Here is a 2,099-nt window from a genome sequence, read left to right as displayed (position 1 = left end):
GCACGGTGCGATCCACGCGGTCTTACCTGTGTTATGCCGCCGGAGCTCGGCATCATCGAGGTGTTTTTCGGCCGCCCGTGGAGCTGGCAGGCGCGGGACGAGGCGGTCGCCTTCCTCGCCCCGAACGGCTATCGCTTCTATCTCTACGCACCCAAGGCGGACGCTTGGCTCCGCCGCCGCTGGCAGGAGCCGCATCCCGAAGCCGAGCTACAGGCGCTGCTCGCCTTCCGCGAGGCCTGCCGCGCGGCGGGCGTCCGCTTCGGCATCGGCCTCACCCCGTTCGGGCTTCACCTCCATCCGGAGCGGGGCTGGCAGGACCGGCTCGCCGCCAAGCTCGCCGCGCTCGCGCCGCTCAAGCCCGACGATCTCGCCATATTGTTCGACGACATGAAGGGCGACGTGCCCGATCTCGCCGAGCGGCAGGCGGCGATCGTCCATTTCGCCGCCGAGCGGGGCATCGCCGCGCGCATCCTCACCTGCCCCTCTTATTATTCCGACGATCCGATCCTCGACGTCGCCTTCGGCCCGCGCCCGCCTTACTATCTCGCCCATCTCGGCCGCCTGCTCGATCCGGCGATCGAGATCATGTGGACCGGCGAGGAGGTCTGTTCGCGCGAGTTCACGCCCGGCCATCTCGCCCGCGTCGCCGAGGCGCTGCGGCGCAAGCCCTTCCTGTGGGACAATTATCCGGTCAATGACGGCGCGCGCATGTCGCAACACCTCCATTTGCGCGCCTTCACCGGGCGGCCGGCGGGGATCGCGCCCTTGATCGCCGGTCATGGGGTCAACCCGGCCTCGCAGCCGGTGCTGAGCCGCATCCCCCTGCTGACGCTGGCCGAGAGCTACCGGCAGGGCGAGGCCTACGAATATGGCGCGGCCTTCGAACGGGCGGCAAAGGCGGTGTTGGGCGAAGAACTGGCGGAGCGCATCCGGCGCGACCTTCTCGCCCTCCATGATCGCGGCCTCGACCGGCTGGGCGAGCGCCGCAAGATGCTGGCCGAGCGCTACGCCGCTTTCGATCATCCCGCCGCGCGCGAGATCCTCGCCTGGCTCGACGGCCATTGGGCGGTCACCGACGAACTGGTGCAGACGCAGTAAATAGGGACGCAGTAAATAGGGACAGTCCCTATTTTTTGGTCAGGCGCGAAGCGTCGCGCCGAGTTTCGCCGCGGCCGCAATGATCCGCTCGGAAATGGCCTTCAAATCCTCGTCGGTGAAGCTCTTCTCGCCGGGCTGGAGCGTGACCTCGACCGCGAGCGATTTCCGCCCTTCCGGCACCCCCTTGCCCGTGAAGACGTCGAACAGGCTCACCCCCGCGATCGCCGCCTTGTCGGCGCCCCGCACCGCGCGCAGCAATTGGTCCGCCGCGAGGCTCTCGGTGACGAGGAAGGCGAAATCGCGCCGCACCGGCTGCAAGGCGGGCGGCGCATAAGCGCTGCGCATATGGCCGGAACCGCGCCTGGCCGGTATCGCGTCCAGATAGACTTCCGCGGCCATCACCGGTCCGTCGAAGTCGAAGGCCTTGAGGATGCGGGGGTGCAGCGCGCCGCACTCGGCGAGCACATTCTTCGGGCCGAGGCAGAGCCGCGCCGAGCGGCCGGGATGATAGACCTGGGACGCGGGCGCCAGCGCCTGGAGATTGTCGACCGGCGCGCCCGCCGCCGCGAGCAAGGCCAGCGCCTCGGCCTTGGCGTCGAACGCGTCGAAGCCCGCCGCCTTGCCGCCCCGCCAGTGCCGCGCCGTGTCGCCGGCCAGCACCAGCCCCAACGTCGGATGCTCGGTGTCGCCAAGATAGCGCCGGCCGAGCTCGAACAACCGCACGCTCTGGGCCCCGCGCGCGAGATTGCGCCGCGCCGCCGCGAGCAGGCCGGGCAGCAGCGAAGGCCGCATCGCCTTCATCTCCTCGCTGATCGGGTTGGCGAGGATCCAGGCGGAGCCGCCGAAGGGCTCGGCCTCGGCCTCGGAGATGAAGCTCCAGGTCACCGCCTCGCTGAGCCCGCGCGCCGCCGCGGCGCGGCGGACCTTGCGCTCGACCAGTTGCTCCGCCGTCGCGGTCGGCCGCGCCACGCCCGGCGCGCGCGGCAGCGGTGTCGAGGGCA

At 70.4% G+C, this 2,099-nt stretch carries 1 protein-coding gene and 1 pseudogene; one reads left to right on the top strand and one right to left on the bottom strand.

Going from position 1 to position 2,099, the window contains the following annotated elements:
• A partial coding sequence (locus tag ACT4N8_RS04725) for a beta-N-acetylglucosaminidase domain-containing protein (RefSeq protein ID WP_444856981.1) occupies positions 1–1,098 on the top strand: 1,098 nt, incomplete at its 5' end.
• A gap of 39 nt (positions 1,099–1,137) precedes the next feature.
• Here ACT4N8_RS04725 and ACT4N8_RS04720 read toward each other — a convergent pair.
• Positions 1,138–2,099, bottom strand: a pseudogene (locus tag ACT4N8_RS04720) (phenylalanine--tRNA ligase subunit beta); the annotation flags it as partial.

Origin of the sequence: Sphingosinicella sp. (genome assembly GCF_052387495.1) — a bacterium.
GTDB lineage: Bacteria > Pseudomonadota > Alphaproteobacteria > Sphingomonadales > Sphingomonadaceae > Allosphingosinicella.
The sequence above is the reverse complement of the archived record's forward strand: the minus strand, read 5'-3'. Positions and strand labels throughout refer to the sequence as shown.